Below are 23,341 nucleotides of genomic sequence, written 5' to 3' on the forward strand. Positions count from 1 at the left end.
TTCTATCGTTTGCGTGAAAGCAGATTGCTGATAGCCACGCGCACTGCTATAGTTCACAGCTGCTAAGGAAGGTTTGGTTACATTTTATTCATTACCAATCATTTATCCTCAAGCAATGTGAGTAGATCGTTGAAGGTCGAGTGCAGCATTGGCGTGAGACACATCGAATTCAACACTCTTGCCACCCTACTCCTCGCATATTCACGTTGAGTACCTACCGCCCAAATAGCGGGTCACAAGTCTACGTTTCCAACAGAAACCACAAGAGGCTTGTGATGACTGAAGTGCCCGAGAGCATCCCCTTCCAGCCGGGAGGCTGCAAAATACAAGCCATGGGATCAGGCACCGTGAAAGAGCGAAAAAACAGTGGCAAGTCGACAAGAAAGATATAAAAGAAAAGACAACGAGAATTTTCAATGAAAAGAATGTTAATTAACGCAACTCAAAAAGAAGAGTTGCGTGTCGCTCTGGTTGATGGCCAGCGACTTTTCGATCTTGATATCGAGAGTCCAGGACATGAATCTAAAAAAGCGAATATCTACAAAGGACGTATCACACGTATCGAACCAAGCTTAGAAGCCGCATTTGTTGATTACGGCGCCGAGCGTCACGGTTTCCTCCCTCTCAAAGAAATTGCCCGCGAATATTTCCCTGAAGGTTACACCTACCAAGGTCGTCCAAGCATCAAAGAAGTGCTAACGGAAGGCCAAGAAGTTATCGTTCAAGTGGAAAAAGAAGAACGTGGAAGCAAGGGCGCTGCTCTTACTACTTTCATTTCTCTTGCTGGTAGTTACCTTGTTCTGATGCCTAACAACCCTCGTGCTGGCGGTATTTCTCGTCGAATCGAAGGTGACGAGCGTACTCAACTAAAAGCCGCATTAAGTACTTTGGAACTGCCTCAGGGCATGGGCCTAATCGTACGTACTGCTGGCGTTGGCAAGAGTGCTGAAGAACTTGAGTGGGATTTGAATGTACTACTTAACCACTGGGGTGCAATCAAAGGTGCAGCGGACTCTAACCCTGCTCCATTCTTAATCCACCAAGAAAGTAACGTTATCGTTCGTGCAATCCGTGACTATTTGCGTCGTGATATTGGCGAAATCTTAATTGATAGCAACACCATCTACGAACGTGCAAAAGAGCACATTCAATTGGTGCGCCCTGATTTCCTTAACCGCGTTAAGAAATATGAAGGCGAAGTTCCACTATTCAGCCACTACCAAATCGAAAGCCAAATTGAATCGGCTTTCCAACGTGAAGTGCGTCTGCCATCTGGCGGTTCTATTGTTATTGACCCGACTGAGGCACTAACGTCTATCGATATCAACTCTGCTCGTGCAACCAAGGGCGGTGATATTGAAGAAACAGCCCTAAACACGAACCTAGAAGCAGCCGACGAAATTGCTCGCCAGTTACGTCTACGTGACTTGGGTGGCTTAGTGGTTATCGACTTTATCGATATGACACCTGTTCGCCACCAACGAGAAGTAGAAAACCGTCTACGTGAAGCCGTTCGTCTTGATCGCGCTCGTGTACAAATCGGTCGTATTTCTCGCTTTGGTTTGTTGGAGATGTCACGTCAACGTTTAAGCCCTTCTCTAGCAGAAGCAAGCCACCACATCTGTCCTCGCTGTAGCGGTACTGGAGTCGTTCGCGACAACGAATCTCTAGCACTTTCTGTACTTCGTTTAATCGAAGAGGAAGCACTGAAAGACAATACAGCGCAAGTTCTCGCAGTTGTACCTGTGCCAATCGCTTCTTACTTGTTGAACGAAAAACGTCGTTCAGTTAACCATATCGAACGCATTCAAGAAGTGAAGATTACGGTTGTTCCAAACTCTGACATGGAAACGCCGCACTTCGAAGTTATCCGTGTTCGTGAAGGTGAAGAGTTCGATCTGATTTCTTACCTACTTCCTAAAAAACTGGAAGCAATGAAAGAAGCGGAAGGTAAAGAGCCAGCGGAAGTTGACGTAAAACCAAAACGAATTGAAGAGCCAGTTCTTAAAGGCTTTGCGGCTCCGTCTCAAACCGCACCTGCACCAGCAGCTAAACCAGCTCCTGAGGCGAAGAAGAAAGAACAAAACGTTGAACAAGAAGAGAAACCTGGATTGTTCAGCCGTCTGTTTAAAGCACTTGGTAGCTTCCTATTCGGTGGTTCTGAAGAAACAAAAGAAGAACAGAAACCTCAGGAAGAGAAAAAACCAAATCGCGATAATCGACGTAACAAACGTGATCGTAACGATCGTCGTCGCAATAACAACCAGCGCGATAATCGTGATAACCGCGACAATCGCGATAACCGACGTCGTCGTAAGCCTCGTGATGAGCAGGCTAATGAGCAAAACGAAGCTCAACAACAAACAAATAAACCGCAAAACCGTAACCAAAAGCGTAAACCTAAAGCTCAACAGGCAGATAAAGCCCAAGAGCAGAAAGCAAACGCAAAAGTAGCGGAAAAAGGTCTGCAGCTAGCAGCGGAAGCTCGTACTGAAACAAAACCAGAAGAGAGCAAACCGAAGCAGCAAAATGCGAAAGCAGAAAAAGTGAAAGAGCGCCGCCAACGTCGCAAATTGAACAAGTCTGTACGCGTTAAAGACCAAGAAGCTATTGAGAAGAAAGCCGAAGAAACAGCGGTTAAGACTCAAGAAACGGTTGAAGCTAAAGTTGAAAAGCCAACAGAAGCAGCGGTAGAGGCACAGCAAGACAACAAGCAAGCAGAGTCTAAGCAACGTCGTAATCGTCGTTCGCCACGTCACCTGCGTGCAAGCGGCCAGCGTCGTCGCCGTGGCCGTGATCGCCGCCCTAACCCGTTCCGCCTACGTAAGGGAGGTGTCGCTTCTCCTGAAATGGCTATGGGTAAAGTAATGCCACGTTACATTCCGAAACCAGCACCTAAGAAGGAAGAGCGAGTTAAGGAAGAAGCTGTAGCAGCAGTACCTACAATCCAAGGTGGCTTTGCGTGTCCAGAAATGGCAATGGGTAAAGTGATTATTCGTCGCGAGCAACCTGTCGTAACAGATGCGCCAGTTGTTGAACACAAGGTTCAAGAAACCGTTGAAGCGAAAGTGGAAGCTCCAGTAGTAGAAGCACCTGTTGTTGAAACAGTAATCGCAGAAAAAGCTGAATCGGCAGTAGTAGAAACAGCATCGGTAGAGCCTATCGTTGAAACTCCTGTAACTGAACATGCTGAACCGGTTGATGCCATTGTAGAAACGGCACCTACTGAAGAGCCTATCGTTGAAGCAGCAAAAGAGATTGTAGCCGAAGCGCCAGTAGATAAACCAGAGCCTAAAGTCGAAGCCATTAAAGTTGCTGCTAAGCTAAACGCTAGCGCACCGATGACGAAAGCACCTGGCCCTCAAGAGCTACGCGAAATCACGGTTGCAGCAGCGCCGTTCAAAACCGAACGTTACCAAGCTAAAGGTGCAGGTAGCCAAGTGGCTAAAAACCGTGCATCGGCAGAGATGACAAAGCCTAACTTTAACTAGGCTAAATCATTACGTTCAACTGCTTAACGGCATAAATAAATTAAAGGCTACCATCTGGTAGCCTTTTTTATCTTCATATTTGCCCACTAAATTGTTCATATAAATACCAATTCGTGATCACATTTGTACGCCATTATTCGTATCATTCTTGAACTTAATCACACTTTTCGGTAGCATGCGCCGACTCAAGTTTTCGACACCATTCTGATGCTGCTCTTTTAATACTACGGTTTACACTGCAATGTTTGATTAAAAATCAACCTTCCAGTGGCTTGTGCAAATACGAATATGTGTCGGGTTTAACTCATTGCAAAGAGAACTTAAAAACAAACATGTTCGAATTTCCCCAATTTTCTAAGCACTCCGTAAAAAATGATGTGCTATCAGGCTTAACCGTTGCGCTAGCATTGGTTCCTGAAGCTGTCGCATTTGCGTTCGTCGCAGGCGTAGATCCGATGGTCGGTCTTTACGCTGCATTCATCGTTGGTCTTATTACTTCCATTTTCGGTGGTCGTCCTGGCATGATTTCTGGTGCAACAGGTGCCATGGCAGTCGTAATGGTTTCGCTTGTCGCGACTCACGGTGTCCAGTACCTATTCGCAGCCATCATGCTCGCTGGTATTCTTCAAATTGCCGCTGGTATGTTTAAATTGGGTAAGTTTATCCGTATCGTACCTCACCCTGTGATGATCGGTTTTGTGAACGGTCTGGCTATTGTTATCTTCCTAGCTCAGTTGGGTCAGTTTAAAGCGCCAGACATCAACGGCATGCTTACTTGGCTACCACAAGACCAGATGCTGCTAATGCTTGGTTTGGTTGCGCTGACTATGGCAATCATTCACTTTCTACCAAAAATCACAACAGCTGTACCCTCTTCACTTGTTGCGATCGTAACGGTGACGGCTTTAGTGGTTGGCTTGGATCTGGAAACTCGAACTGTTGTTGACTTCCTGCGTACAATGTCTGGTGATGAAGCTGCAACACTCGCAGGTTCACTACCAACCTTCTCTATTCCTGCGGTACCATTTACACTAGAGACACTACAAATCATTCTTCCATACGCGATCATTCTCGCGGCCATTGGTCTAATTGAATCTCTACTAACACTGACAGTTTTAGATGAGATGACGAATACTCGTGGTCAATCTAACCGCGAATGTATCGGTCAAGGTATGGCAAACATGACGTGTTCTGTGTTTGGCGCAATGGGTGGTTGTGCGATGATTGGTCAGTCGATGATCAACGTAAACTCAGGTGGTCGCGGCCGTCTATCTGGTATCGTTGCGGCTATCGCTCTATTGATGTTTATCTTATTCGCTTCTTCGCTAATTGAAATGATCCCACTCGCTGCTCTGGTTGGTGTGATGTTCATGGTTGTCATTGGTACATTCGAATGGGCAACATTTAAGCTAGCACGCCGCGTACCGAAGCAAGACTTCTTCGTTATTGTTCTTGTGACCGTTGTTACTGTTCTTACTGACCTTGCTGTTGCCGTAGCGGTTGGTGTTATCGTTTCTGCATTAATGTTTGCATGGCAACACGCTAAGCACATCTATGCCGACACGTGCTTAAACGAGGAAGGTTCAAAAGAGTACAAGATTCACGGCCCTATTTTCTTTGGCTCTGCGGCTAACTTCCTGGAGTTGTTTAACGCGCCTGAAGATCCAAAAGATGTGATTGTCGATTTTGCAGACTCTCGCGTGACAGATCACTCTGCAATTGAAGCCATTGAAACACTGGCTGAGCGTTACAATGCTCAAGGTAAAACGCTGCACCTTCGTCACCTAAGCCCAGATTGTCGTAAACTTTTGGACAAAGCTGGCAGCTTGGTTGAAATTAACGTGAAGGAAGACCCAAGCTACAAAGTCGCAACCGACATACTAGCGGGTTAACACGAATAAAAAGGGATGAGCTGAGCTCATCCCTTTTTCTATTGTCTTCAAGCACGGCGATTATAGCTTCTTCAAAATTGCGTCTGATGCCTCTTCGATTAAATCAAGCACCAGTTCAAAGCCATCTTCCCCACCATAATATGGGTCCGGGACTTCGTCGTAACCTGACTCAGAATGACTTAAAAATAACGATACTTTGTGTCGATACTTCAACGGACAAATATCCAATAAATCGGCCAAATTTGCTTTATCTGCGGCTAATATAAGGTCAAACTTTTCAAAGTCATCAATGGTGACTTGGCGCGCTTGCATTCCTTTAAAAGAATAACCTCGCTGCTTTCCTGCTGCCATCGCTCTTGAATCCGGTCGGTTTCCTGCGTGGTAGCCAATTGTACCTGCCGAATCAACCTCTACTTCAACGCCTAGCTTTTGAGCTTTCGCTCTTAACACTGCCTCTCCAGTTGGTGACCGACAAATGTTTCCCATACAAACAACAAGTATTTTCTTCATTTTATTCCCTGAATTATCGGTGGTTTTTCTTCACGATATGTTGGTCTATCATAGCGAGATAAATCAATGAACCCAAATTAACTTGGGCACAGCACGAAAAGGAATTGAGGAAGTATTATGTCTATCGAAGAAAATAAAGAAGCACGCCATAAAGCTCGCCAACAAAAAGTCAAAGAACAGGTAGACGTAAAAATCGCTGCGGCTCAAGAGGAAAAAGGTCTGCTACTGATCATTACCGGAAATGGTAAAGGTAAATCGACATCAGGATTCGGTACGATCGCACGCGCAGTGGGTCATGGTTTGAATTGTGCTGTCGCGCAGTTTATTAAAGGTACTTGGGACAACGGTGAGCGCAACCTACTTGAGAAACTCGGCGTTGAATTCCAAGTAATGGCAACCGGCTTTACGTGGGAAACTCAAAACAAAGCCGCTGATACCGAAGCAGCGCAAGGCGTATGGCAAGAATGTAAGCGCATGCTGCAAGACGACTCTATCGATGTCATCTTGTTTGACGAGCTAACTTATATGGTGAGCTACGGCTACATCGACTTAGACGAAGTGGTCGAAGCGCTGAGCAACCGACCTAAAATGCAGTCGGTTATTATTACTGGGCGTGGCGCACATCGAACCCTGATTGAAATGGCCGATACCGTTTCTGAAGTGAAAAATGTAAAGCACGCATTTGAATCTGGCGTAAAAGCCCTCAAAGGCGTCGATTGGTAACACTCGCAGAGTAATTTAAAAAGGGTTGGCAAAATGCCAACCCTTTTGATTTTCACGCACGGTTAGTTGAAAAGATTCTTCAATAAACCATCGACCGCATCTTTGGTTTTCTCGTCTTTGATTTTGTCCGTTAGCTTCTCTACGCCACGATCGATTTCTTTCTGAGCTTTCTGCTTCAGAACATCATCGAATACGAGCTTGAATTTAGGTTCTGCCCACTTACCAGACACATTGATTGGAATCGTGATGTCTTTCAGCTCATCTATATCTTTACCGCCCTGGCCTTCTAGGCTACCTACAACTGACGTGCTGATAGTAAAGTCGACTGTTTCATTGATGTAGTTTGCGGTACCTTTACCACGAACACGTAACAATGGAGACTGAGCTTGCATATTATCCGTTGATACAACACCTTTGTTGAGTTTCAATGTCGCCGTCATCGCACTGAAGTCTGTTTTCTTAGCTTCATTGGTGCCTTCAACTTTTTGCCCTTTAAATTTCGCATAGTTTTCACGAATCAACTGAGCAACGTTGATGCCATTCACCGCACCGTCAGCAAAATTGATAACAACCGTACCAGATAGATTCTTCTTGATACCGGTAGGCGTGAGACTCTTACCTGTAACATTCACATCAATGTTACCTGTCCCTTCAAGTTTGTCGTTTTCAGCAACGTCTATAAGTAGCGGTTGAACTTTCACGCCTTTGATTGACTTTTTAACACTGTAAGTCGCTGGTGATTGGCGTGCATCTAACTTCGCTGTCGCTGAGATTGAGCCTTGGTACAACTTCGAACTAAAAGATGTAAGCTCAAACACGCCACGATTTACAGTGAAGCTCGTTTTTACCGCTTCCATCTTCGCATTTGCCGCTTTGAATTTGTCGATGGTAATGTCACCCTTTACATCTAACGCTTTCAACGCAGACAAATCAGGCTCAACCTCAGGTCCGGCAGGAGCACTCTCGCCACCAGAAGCAGGCTTATTACCTTCGGCAGCTTGCTTATCTAACCCTAAGAACTCATCAAGATCGATATTGGGGCTATGGAGAGCAAAGCGTACTTTAGGAATATCACCGAGTGTCACATCTGCCTTACCATCTAGGGCGATAGCATTCGCTGTTAACTTCTCTAGAACAAAACTCAGATGGTTTTTCGTTAGGTCGAAAGACAGATCAGACACCATGTCGACTTTCATCGGGGACTGAGGTAAAGCATCACCCTCAAAAGTCGATTTAAGAGTTAACTTATCCAACTGTACTTTGCTGATAGCCTTGTCCACGCTAAGTTGACCAGCACCCTGCATATCTAACTTCATACCACCAGCGTCACCCTTAATGGCATAAGTCAGGTTATTTACTTTATCGAATTCAAACGTGTCTAAACCGATCGTTGCCGATTCAATTTTATTGGCAGGGTCAGAGTATGTCGCATCAAAGTTGATGTTCTTTAGCGCGTAGTTTGCCAAACCTTTTTCTAGCTTAAAGTCTGCCTGACCTTTCGCTGTGAACTTTTGGTCGTTCATTTCGCCCTTCACGCCAAAATCAGCCGTTGTCCAGTTGTCAAAAGCGAATTCGGAAAGGTTTAATGAAATATCATAGAGTTTGGTGTAACTACCGGCTTGCTTATCCTGCATTTCTAATGAACCGTTAGAAACCGTAACGCCAGCAAGATTAATACTCCAATCAGAACCAGAAGTTTGCGTTTCACCATTTTGCGTAGGCGCAGCATTGCTCTCTTGTTCTGCTTGTTGTGTTTGGGCTTTCGTCAATGCATCAATATTCTTGCTGCCATCTTTCTTGGTTTCAATGTAGAACTCAGCACCATCAAGCGTGACGTTTCCAATTTCAAGCTGTTGACTAAAAAGTGGCATAACAGAGATGTCTACACCAACGGTATCAACTTTGAATAAATTGGGTTTACTAAAGCCTTGTGGATTTCGCAATTCTGTATGTCCCAACTCAAAGCCAATCGATGGGAAAAATTGCCAACTGATATCCCCTTCAATCACCAACTCTAATCCCGTTTGCTTTTGCGCTTGCTCAACAATAAGGGGTTTAAACTGATTCGGATTGACGAAGATGGTTAACGCTAAAATTGCGACCAAAATGACCACAATCGGTATTGCTAGAATTAAGAGCAGTTTCTTCATTTGTTTTTCCTTGCTCGAGTGTTTTTACAATTATAAGCGCAGACTCCATTTGCCGCTGACAGTTCCACAAAAGCGTGAAAAGTGTCTGGTTTTAACCTGCAACTGACTAATTTAAAAACAAAAAAAGAAGTGGCACTTAAGGTGCCACTTCTTCTCCTAAAAATAAAGCGATATAGCCGTCTATAGGCTTAAGCTTTCAAAAGTCTTGCAATGTGAGCTTTTAATACATCAATTGCGATACGGTTTTTACCACCGCGAGGAACAATAATGTCCGCATATTGCTTAGAAGGTTCGATAAACTGCATGAACATCGGACGTACTGTTTGTTGGTATTGCTTAAGAACAGACTCCATAGTTCTGCCTCGTTCTTCCACATCACGCTTAACACGGCGAAGCAAGCAAATATCTAACGGTGTGTCCATAAATACTGTCGCATGCATCAAATCACGAAGACGAGGGTCTGTAAGAAGAAGGATACCTTCTAGAATGATCACCTTTTTAGGTGTCATTGTGGTGGTGTTAATTGTTCTTGTGTGCTCAGTGTAGCTGTACTCAGGCACTTCTACTGCTTCACCACGTACCAATTTTTCTAGGTGCTCACACAGTAGGTCGTGGTCCAACGCACTCGGGTGATCGTAGTTCGTCTTTACTCGCTCTTCCATGCTTAGGTGGCTTTGGTCGTTGTAGTAGCAATCTTCCGTGATGACACCGATTTGATGATCGCCTACTTTCGCGCGAAGCTCATTATAAATAGTGCTCGCGATCAGACTTTTTCCAGAAGCAGAAGCGCCAGCAATACCTACGATGACGCATTGATTATTATCAGACATTAGTTTGCACCCGATGATGATTTCTAGTCACATAAAAAGATAAACTGCCTGATTATAGGGAGTTCACCCCATAGTTACTAGTTGGAATTAGGGTTTAGTCATAAGTTTCTGCCTGCTCAGAGGATTAACCTCCGAGCAAACGTTAAAATGTGCAATTATCAACCAACAGGCATAGTAAACTTAGTTCACCATTGTAAAGCTAATCGCATCTGGTTTTGCTTTGCCTTGCCAAAACATCGTGCTACATACGCGATCGGCAAGTTGCTTATAATACCCTGCATGCTCACTTTCTGGGCGTCTTGCTACCGTTGGCACGCCAGCGTCAATATCTTCTCGCATAGAGATATGAAGCGGAATTTGTCCTAACAATGCTAAGCCAAATTCTTGCGACATTTTTTCAGCTCCGCCCATACCAAAAATATGCTCTTTCGCGCCACATTGACTACAAATGTGATAACTCATGTTTTCCACAACACCAATAACCGGGACATGGACTTTGTTAAACATTGCCGCTCCCTTCCTTGCATCGGCAAGGGCTAAATCTTGCGGTGTTGTGACTAGCACGCTACCTGTTACCGGAATTTGTTGTGACAGAGTCAATTGAATATCCCCCGTACCGGGCGGCATATCAATCACCAAATAATCCAAATCTGGCCAATCTGTTTCAGTTAATAACTGCGACAACGCTTTTGAAGCCATTGGACCGCGCCATATCGCCGCTTCTGATTTATCCACCAAATAACCGATAGAATGAGTATAGATGCCGTGAGCAAAAATGGGTTCCATCCACTTGCCATCACGAACTTCTGGTTTAGCATCTTCTTGCCCCAACATCATAGGTACAGACGGACCATAGATATCTGCATCCAACAATCCCACTTTCGCCCCAGATTGAGCAATCGCCAACGCTAAGTTAACTGCGGTAGTAGATTTACCAACGCCACCTTTCGCAGAACTGACGGCAACGATGTTCTTAACACCCTTAACCGAGTTAGCCACTTGAGTTTCTAAAGCTTTAACTCCAAGGCGAATATTAAATGGGAATTCAGCCACTTTACCCGAGGCTTGCTGCTGTTTGATCCAGTCATGCAGTACGGTTTGAAGCTCATTACTTGCGAATGGCAACGTTATATCAATAGAACCCTGTGTCGTAATCGAAATTGCGCCATGAATATCTGCCCAGTTTTCCACCAACTGTGGATGTTGGAATTGGTTAAACCAGTGACAAAAATCTTGTTTTGAAGTGAACTGATGCATAAGCCCTCCTTTTAGATGTCATGCTACCACCGTCCAGGCTCAACCAGAACCCCAAAAAAACTAAGGCATTCCGCAGTTTGACACCTTGGAGTTAGTCAGTTCATGGGGTAGTATTATCCATCAAAATTTATTTATACCTATCAAGAAAAGCGAATATTAAGTATGGCAAACGATCCAAAAAACTTTCCGTCAAGGAAAATGCTGGTAACTTGTGCCCTTCCGTACGCTAACGGTTCGATCCACCTTGGTCATATGCTTGAGCATATCCAAGCGGACATTTGGGTTCGTTACCAACGCCTACGCGGCAACACTGTAAACTTCATCTGTGCTGACGATGCTCACGGCACGCCAATCATGCTTAAAGCGCAACAGATGGGTATTACTCCTGAAGAAATGATTGCCGCAGTTAGCGAAGAGCACCAAAAAGACTTCGCTGGATTTGATATCAGCTTTGATAACTACCACAGCACACACTCAGATGAGAACCGTGAGCTAGCGTCACACATTTATCTTGAGTTGAAGAAAAATGGCTTTATCTCTAGCCGAACTATCTCTCAGCTGTTCGATCCAGAAAAAGAGATGTTCTTACCGGACCGTTTCGTAAAAGGTACCTGTCCAAAATGTAAGTCTGAAGACCAGTACGGTGACAACTGTGACAACTGTGGTGAGACTTACAGCCCAACAGAACTGATCAATCCTAAATCTGCGGTTTCTGGTGCAACGCCAGTAATGAAAGATTCAGAGCACTTCTTCTTCGACCTGCCTCAGTTTGAAAGCATGCTAAAAGAGTGGACTCGCTCTGGCTCGCTACAATCTGAAACAGCGAACAAAATGCAAGAATGGTTCGAATCTGGCTTGCAGCAATGGGATATCTCACGTGATGCACCATACTTTGGCTTCGAGATCCCTGGTGAGAAGAACAAATTCTTCTACGTATGGCTAGACGCGCCTATCGGCTACATGGGCTCTTTCAAAAATCTATGTGACAAGCGCGACGACCTAGATTTCGACGAGTATTGGAAAAAAGACAGCTCAGCAGAGCTGTACCACTTCATCGGTAAAGACATCGTTTACTTCCACAGCCTATTTTGGCCAGCAATGCTAGAAGGTTCTGGCTTCCGCAAGCCTAACAACGTATTCGTACACGGTTACGTAACCGTAAACGGCGCAAAAATGTCGAAGTCTAAAGGTACGTTCGTAAAAGCAAGCACTTACCTAGAGCACCTAGACCCTGAGTGTCTTCGTTACTACTACGCTGCGAAGCTAAACAGCCGTATCGACGATCTAGATCTTAACCTTGAAGACTTCACTCAGCGCGTAAACGCTGACGTTGTTAACAAGATCGTTAACCTGGCATCTCGTAACGCAGGTTTCATCGCGAAACGTTTTGAAGGCAAACTGTCTGACAACTTTGCAGAGCCTGAACTTTACAACGAATTTGTTGCTGCTGCTGACCGTATCGCTGAGCTTTACGAAACGCGTGAGTTTGGTCGTGCAATCCGTGAAATCACGGCATTGGCAGACAAAGCTAACCAATACGTTGATGAAAAAGCACCGTGGGTTGTAGCAAAAGAAGAAGGCAAAGATCAGGAACTACAAGACATCTGTTCTGTCGGTATCAACCTATTCCGCGTACTGATGACTTACCTGAAACCAGTAATGCCATCGCTAGCTGCGCGTACTGAAGCGTTTCTAAACCAAGAGCTAACTTGGGAAAACATCGCTGCTCCACTAACAGGCCACGAGATCACTAAGTTCAAAGCACTGTTCAACCGTATCGATCCGAAGAATGTTGAAGCGATGATCGAAGCGTCTAAAGAAGATGCGGCGGCAGAAATGGCGGCGAAAGAGAAAGCTGAAGCGGAAAAGAACAAGGCTAGCCAAACCGAGCTAGACAAAGAACCAATCGCTGAAGAGATTGAGTTCGATGCTTTTGCTGCAGTAGATATGCGTATCGCTCGCATCATCTCTTGTGAAGAAGTACCAAAAGCCAACAAACTGCTTAAGTTCCAATTGGACATCGGTGGTGAAACTCGTCAGGTATTCTCTGGCATCAAGTCAGCTTACAAACCTGAAGAGCTAGAAGGTAAGCTAACGGTAATGGTAGCAAACCTAAAACCTCGTAAGATGAAGTTTGGTATGTCTGAAGGTATGATCCTAGCGGCAGGCCCTGGTGGTAGCGACCTGTGGATCCTTGAGCCACACGAAGGCGCTCAACCTGGCATGCGCGTAATGTAAGTTGTAGCTTTACGATCAAATTTAAAAAGTCCTCGCCAGTTCAGCGGGGACTTTTTTTGACTGAATTCACACTTTTGGGGAATTTGTGCACCAAACTTGTACAGCATCTTTCCCGTCACAAGCCTAACTCACTGTTTTAATAGAATTTAATTAGTGGCATCAAAACTGCAATCTTTCTTGTTAGGTCCAAACACTAACAAGGAGTTGGTTATGTTTGTTTTGATTTCCACACTATTGTCCATCGCTATTTTAGCCGGAATATATCACTTATCTTCTAAACGAGAGCAGCAACATGCGCGCAAATATCAGCTGTTAACATTGTTACGAGATGTTGTTCACCTTCTGAGACACCACCGAGCTGCTACTCACTACTCGCTTCAATTCCAACAAAACGATCAACAAAAATTGGACGCTCTTCATGATGCTCTGACTAACAAGCTGCATCTTTTAGTCGAAACATCACGGTTTGAAAACAAACCCATGTATCGCGTATTACAGATTAAAGTAGGGAAACTACTTGAACAATGGAATGACCATAGTGTTGCAAGAAACCAGATGGAGCATGGTAAGTTAATTCGTCATTGCTTGTTTTTGATGGATGAAGTAACCATCGCATGGCTAGCGGTTGAGCAAAGAGATGACTTGCATAATGAGTATCACATGAACTGGCAAAACATTATGGATAGCTTGGAGACCCTGACTCAGTTACGAATCAGCATTCAAGATTTAGGAGAGCAAGGCGGAAATGAGCGTTTCAAAAATTATGCATCGGTCATGATGCGTAAGCTAAACCAACTAGCGGTTATCGCTCCACTTAGCATTACCTCTCCTGCTTCCACGCGCTCAATACAGACGCTAAATGAATACGTGACAGGGAGTCATGTCGACTTAACAGAAGCAGAGCTTTATGGCATCACATCGGACTTGTCATTGACCATCTTCAATACTTACGACCATGTCCTTTCAGATGTCGTAGAGTCATTATATCTACCGTTACCCAGACTCTCACTAGCAGGATAAACGTTCCATACCTTATTATTGGTGCTTGGTTCGTCGCCGACTTATAAATAAAAACAAAAAAACCGCAGGCCTAAGGCACTGCGGTTTTCGTTTATTCAACTTGTCAGCGCTTAGCTGTCGTCTTCCGTGAAGTTCGTTGGTAATTGCTTTTTCATTTCGTTCCAGATCAACGCACTTTCCATACCATAATGACGAATCACTACTGGTAGTTGCTCACGCTGGCCACTTTCACAAGTTTCGAGCAATTGATGGTAAAACTTCAGAGCTAGCTCACGAGAAGCTGGATTTGAGAAGTAGTAGCTACCGACACGATCGTAGAGCTTCTTCAAACCATTAAAGATCAAACCGTAAATTTGATTTCCTGAATGGAATGCTAGGCGCTGGAAAAGCATATAATCGTAAAAGTTGAACGTTTTAGCAATCAAGATTTCTTGACGCTTCGCTTCATCTTTCTCGTTATCTTCTTTCACATTCTGCAGAACTTTTTCAGCATACGGCGAAGAAGCGATGAATTCGTCCCAGGAAGCCGCATTCATTAAAGCTTCACAAGATTCGATTACGTTCTTAATTGTACGCTCAGAGCTCTCTTTGTTCGCTTTAAATGCATAGCGCATAAAGATAGGACTGATGTTGGTACGTGCCGCAAGCAGATCTTCTACAATGTTTGTCGCATTATCAACGTCTAGCGTCATTAAAGTATCCAAAATATGCAGGCCAGAGGTCTCCATAAATTGGTTAACTTTCGTAGGTTTGCCGTGCTGGATAGTCAGCCATCCATCACGGGCTAGTCGTTGAAGAACCTCTCTTAAAGTCGTTCGAGTAACACCAATCAGTTCGGACAGCTCGCGCTCAGCAGGTAAAATTGAGCCTGGAGGAAAACGGCCGTTCCAAATGCTCTCGATAATATATTTTTCTGCGAATCCCGCAGGGCTTTTCGCCTTTATGACCATTCTACTTTTTATCCAATATTGATTTCTGAGGGTCGATACTACTCATCATACCACTACTTAGCGGTTTGAGAAAATTTACGATCAATAGTGGAAATGACTCCATAACATAGAGTTAATACTCTATATGTTGTGTCAATTTAAGAGGCTCTAACATGCGAGCGAAAGCAGTAAAATATGAATTTTCATTTAATTAAACAGCTCACAAATCTCGGAGAAATAAAGACAACCGTGTCACATTTTTATATTCAAAATATGAAAAATTACTTTGTATATCACAGTTAATATTCTTTCTTAATTTGCCTTTTCTCGTCACTGACCGTCATTTAAAATCCAAGAGGATTTTTTTAAGACTTTCATGGTATAGTAACGCCGTTTTGATCGCGTTATTACATTTAAAAAGTCATTTTAGTCGGTAGCATCACGTTTTGTTATTGACTAATAAATGCCTGAGTGTAGAGTTTGCGGTCGAAAGTGAGCGGTGCTTGAGTTCAGGGGAAGTAACTTGGCAAGACTACAATAAACAAAGGATTGTTGTTTTACTAAGTTATTGTTTTTAAAGACTAGTTAATAAGTCTAACAAACAGATACTTAAGCACTATTGTAGTGTCTATTCATAATTTTGTTATAAAGAGAATTATCATGCCGATATCGCTCGGAAACGCTTTTATCAAGAACTTCCTTGGTAAAGCGCCTGATTGGTACAAAGTTGCCATTATAGCCTTCTTAATAATTAACCCGATTGTATTCTTCCTAATAAACCCATTTGTAGCTGGATGGTTGTTGGTCGCTGAATTTATTTTCACGCTAGCAATGGCATTAAAATGCTACCCATTACAACCTGGCGGTTTACTTGCTATTGAAGCCATTGCTATCGGCATGACTAGCCCTGCGCAAGTTAAGCACGAATTAGTAGCAAATATCGAAGTACTGCTACTTCTGGTATTTATGGTTGCGGGCATCTACTTCATGAAGCAGCTATTGCTGTTCATTTTTACCAAAATTTTACTTGGCATTCGCTCTAAAACCCTACTATCACTCGCGTTCTGCTTTGCTGCGGCATTTTTGTCTGCATTTTTGGATGCCTTGACGGTTATCGCCGTTGTTATCAGCGTGGCGATCGGCTTTTACTCTATATATCACAAAGTAGCGTCTGGTAACCCTATCGGTGACCATGACCATACACAAGATGACACGATCACTGAACTAACGCGTGATGACCTAGAAAACTATCGTGCGTTTTTGCGCTCTTTGTTGATGCATGCTGGTGTAGGTACTGCCTTAGGTGGCGTAACCACGATGGTTGGTGAACCTCAAAACTTAATTATTGCAGACCAAGCGGGTTGGTTATTTGGTGAATTCCTAATCCGTATGTCTCCAGTGACACTACCTGTATTTTTCTGTGGTCTCATCACTTGTGCTTTAGTTGAAAAGCTTAAAGTGTTTGGCTACGGCGCGAAGCTTCCTAATAACGTTCGTCAGATCCTCGTCGATTTTGACCGTGAAGAGCGTAAAACGCGAACAAATCAAGATGTCGCAAAACTCTGGGTTCAAGGTCTTATTGCGGTTTGGTTGATCGTTGCACTCGCTTTGCACTTAGCGGCTGTCGGCTTAATTGGCCTTTCTGTGATCATATTAGCGACCGCATTTACTGGTGTCATTGAAGAGCACTCCATGGGGAAAGCGTTTGAAGAGGCCCTGCCCTTCACTGCACTGCTTGCAGTATTTTTCTCGATCGTTGCCGTAATCATTGACCAAGAGCTGTTTAAACCAGTCATCGATGCGGTGCTTGCCGTTGAAGATAAAGGTACTCAGCTAGCTCTGTTCTATGTGGCGAATGGCTTATTATCTATGGTGTCGGATAACGTGTTCGTTGGTACGGTTTACATCAATGAAGTAAAAACTGCACTCATTGAGGGTCTCATTACTCGTGATCAGTTCGACTTACTGGCGGTGGCAATCAATACTGGTACTAACCTGCCTTCGGTTGCAACGCCAAACGGTCAAGCGGCATTCCTATTCTTACTCACATCGGCTCTCGCTCCATTAATTCGTCTGTCTTACGGTCGAATGGTTATCATGGCGCTGCCTTACACCGTCGTTCTTGCGATTGTCGGTCTGATGGGAATCATGTTCTTCCTAGAGCCTGCAACAGCTTCTTTCTACGAAGCTGGTTGGATTTTACCTCATAGTGGTGATCTGACTCCCGTAGTATCCGGTGGTCACTAAAATTTGAGTTGATTAGGAAACTTATCCACGATAAAAAGCTCTGAGTATTCAGAGCTTTTTCTATTTCAGACAGGAACAAAAACGTGACTATTTTAAATTCACTTAACCAGTTTTCAAAGGGACGTTTATCGTGGCTACTGCTTCTGCTATTCGTCGTTTTCTTTGAAGCATGTGCCCTTTATTTTCAGCACGTCATGATGCTTGCACCATGTGTCATGTGTATTTATGAAAGAGTCGCGATGATGGGAGTGGGCGTCGCTGCAATGGTTGGTATATTGGCACCCAAGAACCCAATTTTCCGCTGGCTAGGTTTGATAGGCTGGGGATTAAGTGCTTACAAGGGTTTGTTACTTGCAATGCAGCACGTTGACTACCAGTTTAATCCATCACCATTCGCGACTTGTGATTTATTCGTCACATTCCCCAGCTGGGCTCCGCTCAATCAGTGGGTTCCTTGGATGTTTGAAGCATATGGTGATTGCTCTAAGGTTGTGTGGCAGCTCCTTGATTTATCAATGCCACAATGGTTAGTAGTAATTTTTGCAGGCAATTTAATCGCTTTGGCATTAATTGTAATTGCACAATTCTTCCCTGCAAAACGCGTTAATCCAATTCGTTAATCCTACTGACGCGTAAAAATTAACAAAAAGCCGACCATCTGGTCGGCTTTTTGTTAAGTGGATAGCGCGGCGATTCGCTTTAGCCGCGTGATTGACCACAGCACTGCTTGAATTTTTTTCCGCTCTCACAAGGACAGGGATCATTGCGCCCGATACCTTTGAATGGGTTTAGGCTTTGAGCTTTATTGCCTACCATCAACTCATCCGCGCCCAGCGCGACTTCACCGACCATTAAATCAAGCTGGTCGACTAAATCTGTCAGGGCCGGTGGCGTTTCAATACCTGCGTCACGCATCTGTTGCTGCGTTGCTGGCTCATCGATCGCCAGCATCAAAGTGGTCAGTAATGCTTGCAGCATACGCTGTAATCCATCATTGAGCTCAACGTCTTGCCACTGTTCTTCAATCATTGGCCAAACAGACATAAAGCCTTCGGCAAAATCAGCAAGTTGTTCAGGTTCTTTGCCTGTTAGCTCTAGCACGGAATATTCGTTTCGTTGAATTCGGTTATGCTGCTTGTGAATTTGCTCTTCCACAGCTGGTTGAATCGCTTTGAATCCCTCACCTAATAGCGGCTCTAACCACTTTTCAGGAGCGAGTGGTTTTGTCGTCAGATTCGCAGCTAACACTGCGCCTTCGATAAATAGGCAAGATTCATCGACGTGAACTTCACCTTTTTCAATCAATGTGTATTGCATGACATCTGGTTTCCCATAAATTTGGCGGCATTATACCTCAGAGCTCAAAAGCACGTAACCTAACGTTGTGTGTTTGACTGCATTGGGCGCTTCGACTCTTTTAATGACAAACTTAACTTACATCGCTACAATCGCCCTCCTTTTTACCACCAAACTGTATTAGGCAAGCTATGCGAGTTGTACTAGGCCCAATGGAAGGCGTTTTAGATCATTTGATGCGCCAAATCCTGACCGAGATAAACGACTATGACCTGTGTGTTACGGAGTTTGTTCGCGTAATCGACCAGCTATTACCCGATCATGTATTTCACCGTTTATGCCCGGAGCTGTTGCAAGGTTCTCAGACTGCATCTGGTGTGCCAGTACATGTGCAATTGTTGGGACAAGAACCGAACTGGATGGCTGAGAACGCAATTAAAGCGGCAAACCTTGGCGCCAGAGGTATTGATATAAACTTTGGTTGCCCAGCCAAAATGGTCAACAAAAGTAAAGGTGGAGCAGCGCTACTCCAGCATCCAGAGCTCATTCACCGTGTGGTTAAAGCTTGTCGAGAAGCCGTTCCAGAAGCCATTCCCGTAACTGCAAAAATTCGTCTTGGCTGGGAGAACCCTGAAGATTGCTTTGAAATTGTCGATGCCATTCAGTCTGCTGGCGCAAATGAACTGACCGTACACGCACGTACTAAACAAGGTGGTTATAAAGCTTCTGAGATAAAATGGGATTACATCAACCAAATTCGCGAACGTTTCGATATCCCACTGATAGCGAATGGTGAAATTTGGAATTATGAAGACGGTCAACGTTGCATTGAAACGACTGGCGTTAGCTCTTTAATGGTGTGCCGAGGCGCTTTCAATATCCCTAACTTAGGCAATATGGTAAAACATAACCACCAGCCAATGTCATGGCCCGAGGTGGTTGAGTTGCTCATCTATTACTCCAAGTTCGAGATGAAAGGCGATAAAGGCTTGTATTACCCAAACCGCGTAAAACAATGGTTCTCTTACTTACGTCAAGCTTATCCTGAAGCAAAAGACCTATTTAGAGAAATCAGAACGTTCAACAAAGCCGCACCAATTGTTGAGCATATTCAACGCTACCGCGATGACTTAAACTCTCAGGTTGCATAACTCCCGAACACAAAAAAGGACGAATATCTCGTCCTTTTTTGTATCTAAATCCTAGTAACAGATCTTATTTTTGCCGGTACTTTTGGCTTGATATAACTTTTCATCCGCCGCTTTAAACAATTCATCAAAGTTTTCTACTCGGCTCTCTTTACTAAACACCACACCGCCAGAGATCGTAAAGCCTTCTTTCGTTACGCGTGTCGAGCGCTCATCTATGGCCTTTTTTACTCTGTCTAAAATGAGTTTAATGCCCTCTGAATCTTCGTCATAAATCGCTAAAACGAACTCTTCGCCACCAAACCTTGAGGCAACATCGGTATGGCGAATATTTTCACGTATACATTTTGCAACAAGCTGAATTGCAGAATCACCGACATCATGACCATAGGTGTCGTTGATCTTCTTGAAGTTATCAATATCGAACACTGCTAAAGCAACCTGTTTTTTTGTCATCTTATTACGCCACACGGTTTGCATACCTCGACGATTCAATAAGCTGGTCATTGGGTCTCTTGCTGCCAGTTCTTTAAAGTAGCGTCGCTCGCTATGCATATTCACATAGAACAAGACGACGGTACTCAGCACGTAAATAAATAGTGCGACAATAAGGCTGTATTTTTCAAAAACCGCTAGGTTCTTAGCTTCATCCCAAAGGTTGTACTCGTAGTACATGCTGTGATTCGCACTCAATCGCTCTAATTCGACTGGTTTGATTCGTGTACTGTTTGAAGGAATGGATTGTAAATTGGAAACCAAATGAAACTGACCAACAAGACCTAGCGACGAAGCCATGAGCGTATTGATGTCAAAATCAATAGACAAAACACCTTGGTGTTCTCCTTTCTCATAGACGGGTACCGTCATACTAATGACTTGACCTTCCATCGAGTCCAACACTGGCCCTGGTCCAGCCAAGGTAATATTCACTTTATCTTGCGCGGTTTTTTGCCAAAAAGGTCGGGCTTTTAGCGTTGACAAAAGTTCTCTCGTGAAATTTTTTGCGTAGGTATCGGGTGAGGAGATAACGTAACCGCGCTTGTCAATGTAATGAATTCCAACAATGTGCGATTCAATATCGTGCAGAAATGACAATGACGGCGCAAAACCCGCCTTTTGTTCAGCTAACTGGTTAATCGTTGAACCTTGCTGACATAAGCTTTCGTCCCCTACGATCATATAATCAAGGTCAACCGCAGGTAACCCTTCACTATAAACACTTTCGAGTAATAACACATCTATAGGCCAAAGATAACAAAGCCCTTCTTTGACTAAAGAATTATGTTCTTCAAACAGTGGGTTAGCGTAATTGGTATAGTTGGTGAAGCTGTAATCTAAAGCCGTGAGTACTTTAATACCGCGAGACATTGCACGCTCGATACGCGAATACTCAGAATCGATATAGCGGTTAACCGCATCATAGTAATTTTTCGTTGTCACGAGTAAAACCACTACAAATAACGCCAGAGGAAAAAAGATGACAAATGAGAGGCTAAATCGCCTTTGGTTTACCATTGAGTACCATGCATATGAAAGGTCAATAGTCTCTTATGACTGCTATTAAATTGATACTCGTTATCTGGTGACGCATGCAATGCAGCACCAGATAACAAGAGACCAAACAAATGTGTGCGCGCTGTTTGAGACCGTTTATATATTAAAGGAGTTTAATCAATATAGAGTGTGGTGTCACTTTAGTCGCCATAATTTGCAGCTCTGTGCCGACATATTGACAGAGATATGACCTTTATAATCAACCTGTTCTGTGTCATCTAACAACGATATAACTTGGCTAACCTCCAAGCCCAGTTGCCACATAGGTAAATCGATTGAACATTCATTACCACTGAGATTAACCATTACAACGACTGCTTCACGACCCAGTACACGTGCGTACGCCAACTGGTTGTTAGTACAATGAAGCCATTGAATACAGCCCGACTCTAAAGGCTTACATTGTTTACGGATCTTGATCCATTGTTGGTAAAGCGATAGCCATTGTGAACTTTCAATTTCATTCCAAGGAAAACAACGACGATTATCCGGGTCTAGCCCTCCTTCTAGACCGACTTCACTCCCATAGTAAATACAAGGCGTGCCAACGTAAGTCATAAGAATTGCTAGCGCGATGTTCATTTTACGCTTATCACCATCAACCAATGTGATAAACCGAGCAGTATCGTGACTATCGAGCTGATTTAGCTGCGATAGCTGATTCGAAAATGGGATTTTTGCTCTGGCTTCGTCCAACCATACTTTAAACTCCAAACCATCAATGTTGATTGGATCGTACATAATGTCTTGTCGTGCGATAAAAGCTCGGACTGGATGAGCAAAACCGTAGTAGTTCATCGCCCCATCCTCTTGATCACCTTGCAACCACTGCGTTGCTTCAAAAAAGTGCTCACCTAACACATAAGCATTCGGGTTTACTGACTTAGTTGCATGACGAAACGCTGCCACATAATGAGCATTGTTTTTCGCGCCGTCCCCTTCGCCAAGCATATGGATTACATCAAACCGCCAGCCATCAACCAAGTACGGTGGCTTCAGCCAATACTTGATGACAGACTCTTCACTTTGGTAGATGTAGTCGCGCACCTGTTCATTTTCGAAGTTCAGAACCGGTAAGTTACCAATGCCTTTCCAACCAATGTAGTGATTGGTTTCGCCTTCGAAAAAGTAGTAATCACGGAACTTTGACTGCGGATTGCCATATGCTCCTTCTCCTTTTTGTTGGATATCAAACCAAGGATGATGCACTGACGTGTGGTTAAACACCGCGTCTAAGACAATCTTCATATTCTTACCACGGATTTTCTCACACAGTTCAGCAAACTGATCGTTGGTGCCGAACATAGGGTCAACAGTGAAGTAATCAGTGGTGTCGTATTTATGATTACTTGGTGAAGAAAAGATCGGATTAAAATAAAGCGCAGTAACGCCGAGCTGTTCAAGATAGTCCAACTTTTGCTCCACACCTTTGAGGTCGCCGCCAAAGAATTCACGTGCCCCGGTATTTTGGTGAGAGCCTACCGCATCTCCCCACGCCTTGACGATCGATGCAGAATCATACTGAGCATAAGCGTGGCGAATATCAGACTCACTTTTACTAGCAGAAAAACGGTCAGGAAAGATTTGATAGAAAACTTGCTCTTGGACCCAGCTTGGTGGTTGATGCTCTACATTCAACTTAAAGTGGAACTCTTTGGGTGGAATACGCTTTTGTACGCCTCGTGCATCGAGCCAGTATTGTTGTCCGTCTTTGAGAAGCTTAAACACATAATGTGTGACATCTCGATCTCGATTTGGTCGAAACGATGCCTCCCATAGTAACAATTCCCCAGCTGTTCCAATTTGAGCCATGTCGACCAGATATTCTTCATTGTCCGGCTCAATACGCACATAGACGGAATCAAAATCCAATGTCTCGGTTTTCAGTCTGACTGTAATTTGCTCGTCATTAAAAGCTAAACCATCAATAGTTTGACTATGAAAAATAAATAGCAGGTTCATTATGGGCACTCCTCGTCATCGGATATGCCACTATGTTATTGAAGAATTAGAGACAAGAAATCCTCCTTGCGAGTTGACATATCAGCCAATTTTC

The 23,341-nt window shown here is 44.0% G+C and carries 16 protein-coding genes; 8 read left to right on the forward strand and 8 right to left on the reverse strand.

Annotated features, from left to right (window positions below):
* Positions 1–416 precede the first annotated feature (416 nt).
* A complete protein-coding gene (rne, locus tag MTF70_RS00565) occupies positions 417–3,491 on the forward strand; it encodes a ribonuclease E (protein WP_042523100.1) in 3,075 nt (1,024 codons plus the stop codon).
* A 332-nt stretch (positions 3,492–3,823) separates the two neighbouring features.
* Positions 3,824–5,383 (forward strand): SulP family inorganic anion transporter, encoded by a 1,560-nt coding sequence (locus tag MTF70_RS00570; protein ID WP_005380840.1) that lies wholly within the window; start codon positions 3,824–3,826, stop codon positions 5,381–5,383.
* A 60-nt stretch (positions 5,384–5,443) separates the two neighbouring features.
* On the opposite strand, the gene MTF70_RS00575 is transcribed toward MTF70_RS00570, so the two are convergent.
* Positions 5,444–5,893, reverse strand: a complete 450-nt coding sequence (locus tag MTF70_RS00575; RefSeq protein ID WP_025767219.1) for a low molecular weight protein-tyrosine-phosphatase — start codon at positions 5,891–5,893, stop codon at positions 5,444–5,446.
* 117 nt (positions 5,894–6,010) lie between these two features.
* On the opposite strand from MTF70_RS00575, the gene cobO reads away from it, so the two are divergent.
* Entirely contained in the window at positions 6,011–6,616 is a 606-nt protein-coding gene (cobO, locus tag MTF70_RS00580; protein ID WP_205461168.1) for a cob(I)yrinic acid a,c-diamide adenosyltransferase, read from the forward strand.
* A gap of 62 nt (positions 6,617–6,678) precedes the next feature.
* Here the strand turns inward: cobO and MTF70_RS00585 are convergent, their stop codons facing one another.
* The 3 genes from MTF70_RS00585 to apbC form a co-directional block, all read right to left on the reverse strand.
* Positions 6,679–8,766: an AsmA family protein gene (locus MTF70_RS00585; RefSeq protein WP_062730505.1), complete on the reverse strand. Its 2,088-nt coding sequence runs from the start codon at positions 8,764–8,766 to the stop codon at positions 6,679–6,681.
* A 188-nt stretch (positions 8,767–8,954) separates the two neighbouring features.
* The gene (udk, locus tag MTF70_RS00590; protein WP_005380833.1) at positions 8,955–9,596 is read right to left on the reverse strand and encodes a uridine kinase; all 642 of its coding nucleotides are present in this window, start codon (positions 9,594–9,596) and stop codon (positions 8,955–8,957) included.
* A gap of 180 nt (positions 9,597–9,776) precedes the next feature.
* Positions 9,777–10,853: an iron-sulfur cluster carrier protein ApbC gene (gene apbC, locus MTF70_RS00595; RefSeq protein ID WP_054574796.1), complete on the reverse strand. Its 1,077-nt coding sequence runs from the start codon at positions 10,851–10,853 to the stop codon at positions 9,777–9,779.
* Positions 10,854–11,015: 162 nt separating this feature from the next.
* Between apbC and metG the strand changes: the two genes are divergently transcribed.
* Together metG and MTF70_RS00605 are read left to right on the forward strand one after the other, a co-directional pair.
* Positions 11,016–13,091 (forward strand): methionine--tRNA ligase, encoded by a 2,076-nt coding sequence (metG, locus tag MTF70_RS00600; RefSeq protein ID WP_205461167.1) that lies wholly within the window; start codon positions 11,016–11,018, stop codon positions 13,089–13,091.
* 210 nt (positions 13,092–13,301) lie between these two features.
* Positions 13,302–14,111, forward strand: coding sequence for a hypothetical protein (locus MTF70_RS00605; protein ID WP_005380827.1), 810 nt, complete (start codon positions 13,302–13,304; stop codon positions 14,109–14,111).
* 110 nt (positions 14,112–14,221) lie between these two features.
* On the opposite strand, the gene fadR is transcribed toward MTF70_RS00605, so the two are convergent.
* The gene (fadR, locus tag MTF70_RS00610) at positions 14,222–15,061 is read right to left on the reverse strand and encodes a fatty acid metabolism transcriptional regulator FadR (protein ID WP_005380824.1); all 840 of its coding nucleotides are present in this window, start codon (positions 15,059–15,061) and stop codon (positions 14,222–14,224) included.
* Positions 15,062–15,700: 639 nt separating this feature from the next.
* Here fadR and nhaB point away from each other — a divergent pair.
* Positions 15,701–17,287 carry a Na(+)/H(+) antiporter NhaB gene (gene nhaB, locus MTF70_RS00615; RefSeq protein ID WP_005380822.1) on the forward strand — a complete coding sequence of 529 codons (1,587 nt, stop codon included), beginning with the start codon at positions 15,701–15,703 and terminating at the stop codon, positions 17,285–17,287.
* 83 nt (positions 17,288–17,370) lie between these two features.
* The gene (dsbB, locus tag MTF70_RS00620; protein ID WP_031779052.1) at positions 17,371–17,907 is read left to right on the forward strand and encodes a disulfide bond formation protein DsbB; all 537 of its coding nucleotides are present in this window, start codon (positions 17,371–17,373) and stop codon (positions 17,905–17,907) included.
* A gap of 79 nt (positions 17,908–17,986) precedes the next feature.
* Here the strand turns inward: dsbB and MTF70_RS00625 are convergent, their stop codons facing one another.
* The gene (locus MTF70_RS00625) at positions 17,987–18,604 is read right to left on the reverse strand and encodes an SEC-C metal-binding domain-containing protein (protein ID WP_005380818.1); all 618 of its coding nucleotides are present in this window, start codon (positions 18,602–18,604) and stop codon (positions 17,987–17,989) included.
* Between the two features lie 170 nt (positions 18,605–18,774).
* Between MTF70_RS00625 and dusC the strand changes: the two genes are divergently transcribed.
* Positions 18,775–19,734 (forward strand): tRNA dihydrouridine(16) synthase DusC, encoded by a 960-nt coding sequence (gene dusC, locus MTF70_RS00630; RefSeq protein WP_005380816.1) that lies wholly within the window; start codon positions 18,775–18,777, stop codon positions 19,732–19,734.
* Between the two features lie 51 nt (positions 19,735–19,785).
* On the opposite strand, the gene MTF70_RS00635 is transcribed toward dusC, so the two are convergent.
* Both MTF70_RS00635 and malZ read right to left on the reverse strand, forming a co-directional pair.
* Entirely contained in the window at positions 19,786–21,246 is a 1,461-nt protein-coding gene (locus MTF70_RS00635; RefSeq protein WP_005380815.1) for a sensor domain-containing diguanylate cyclase, read from the reverse strand.
* Positions 21,247–21,420: 174 nt separating this feature from the next.
* Complete coding sequence (malZ, locus tag MTF70_RS00640) at positions 21,421–23,247, reverse strand: maltodextrin glucosidase (RefSeq protein ID WP_205461166.1); 1,827 nt, start codon at positions 23,245–23,247, stop codon at positions 21,421–21,423.
* Positions 23,248–23,341 lie beyond the last annotated feature (94 nt).

This window comes from Vibrio sp. 2CM40D (assembly GCF_023161825.1).
Lineage (GTDB): Bacteria > Pseudomonadota > Gammaproteobacteria > Enterobacterales > Vibrionaceae > Vibrio > Vibrio alginolyticus.

Bases quoted from the DNA above. Each gene is read 5' to 3' on its own strand.
- MTF70_RS00585 (WP_062730505.1), bottom strand. From the start codon at position 8,766: ATGAAGAAACTGCTCTTAATTCTAGCAATACCGATTGTGGTCATTTTG.
- rne (WP_042523100.1), top strand. From the start codon at position 417: ATGAAAAGAATGTTAATTAACGCAACTCAAAAAGAAGAGTTGCGTGTC.
- MTF70_RS00625 (WP_005380818.1), bottom strand. From the start codon at position 18,604: ATGCAATACACATTGATTGAAAAAGGTGAAGTTCACGTCGATGAATCT.
- fadR (WP_005380824.1), bottom strand. From the start codon at position 15,061: ATGGTCATAAAGGCGAAAAGCCCTGCGGGATTCGCAGAAAAATATATT.
- MTF70_RS00635 (WP_005380815.1), bottom strand. From the start codon at position 21,246: ATGGTAAACCAAAGGCGATTTAGCCTCTCATTTGTCATCTTTTTTCCT.
- malZ (WP_205461166.1), bottom strand. From the start codon at position 23,247: ATGAACCTGCTATTTATTTTTCATAGTCAAACTATTGATGGTTTAGCT.
- MTF70_RS00575 (WP_025767219.1), bottom strand. From the start codon at position 5,893: ATGAAGAAAATACTTGTTGTTTGTATGGGAAACATTTGTCGGTCACCA.
- dusC (WP_005380816.1), top strand. From the start codon at position 18,775: ATGCGAGTTGTACTAGGCCCAATGGAAGGCGTTTTAGATCATTTGATG.
- MTF70_RS00570 (WP_005380840.1), top strand. From the start codon at position 3,824: ATGTTCGAATTTCCCCAATTTTCTAAGCACTCCGTAAAAAATGATGTG.
- udk (WP_005380833.1), bottom strand. From the start codon at position 9,596: ATGTCTGATAATAATCAATGCGTCATCGTAGGTATTGCTGGCGCTTCT.
- MTF70_RS00605 (WP_005380827.1), top strand. From the start codon at position 13,302: ATGTTTGTTTTGATTTCCACACTATTGTCCATCGCTATTTTAGCCGGA.
- apbC (WP_054574796.1), bottom strand. From the start codon at position 10,853: ATGCATCAGTTCACTTCAAAACAAGATTTTTGTCACTGGTTTAACCAA.
- nhaB (WP_005380822.1), top strand. From the start codon at position 15,701: ATGCCGATATCGCTCGGAAACGCTTTTATCAAGAACTTCCTTGGTAAA.
- cobO (WP_205461168.1), top strand. From the start codon at position 6,011: ATGTCTATCGAAGAAAATAAAGAAGCACGCCATAAAGCTCGCCAACAA.
- metG (WP_205461167.1), top strand. From the start codon at position 11,016: ATGGCAAACGATCCAAAAAACTTTCCGTCAAGGAAAATGCTGGTAACT.